1 pseudogene is annotated in these 723 nt (G+C 73.0%); it reads left to right on the forward strand.

The annotated features are described in order from the left end of the window. Positions 1 to 138 precede the first annotated feature (138 nt). Positions 139 to 723: pseudogene (locus ACNFOC_RS54880) on the forward strand (MFS transporter); the annotation flags it as partial.

Consider the following 723-nt stretch of genomic DNA (forward strand, 5'->3'; position numbering starts at 1 on the left):
GGTGGCGCGGGGGGTTCTCACGTTCTGACGACGGCGTCGGCGTCGGGGTCGGGCGTGCTTGACGGTTGCATGGCTGGAGTTATCCACAGGCGTGGATAATCCGTGGGCGTTGTCAGTCCCGGCCCGTAGCGTTTTGGCATGACTTACCGCGATGTCGTCTCCCGACAGGTCCTGACCTGGGCCTGCACCGCTGTCGGTGCCCGGATGCCCGTGGCCATGGCACCGCTGGCCCTGGTCTTCCTGGTGCGCGAGCGGCCGGGGGGCTACTCGCTGGGCGCGATACTCGCGGCGGCCTACGTCCTGGGGGAGATCGGCGGTGCGCCGGTGCTCGGGATGCGGTTGCGGCCGGAGCGGGCCCGGGTGCAGCTGGCTGTCGGGCTCGCGGTCGGGACGGTGGGGTTTCTGGGGCTCGGGGTGTTTCCGGGGGCGCATCCCGTGGTGCTCGCCGGGTTCGCGTTCGTCGCCGGGGGCGCGCCGGCCGCCGCCACCGGTGGACTGCGCACGCTGCTCAGCGAGTTGGTGCCGGCGCGGTCCGTGGCACAGGCCTTGTCCGTCGAGTCGATACTGACGGCGGGCGTGTGGGCCGTGTCTCCGGCGGCGGTGGCTGGGCTGGCGCTCGGTGTCGCGCCGAGAGTTCCGTTGCTGCTCGCGGCCGGGTTGATGGCGTGGTCGGTCGCGGGGTTGTGGCTGCTGCCGGCCCGGTGGGGCGGGGGCGAGGCGGAC

Origin of the sequence: Streptomyces colwelliae, assembly GCF_048158785.1 — a bacterium.
Lineage (GTDB): Bacteria > Actinomycetota > Actinomycetes > Streptomycetales > Streptomycetaceae > Streptomyces.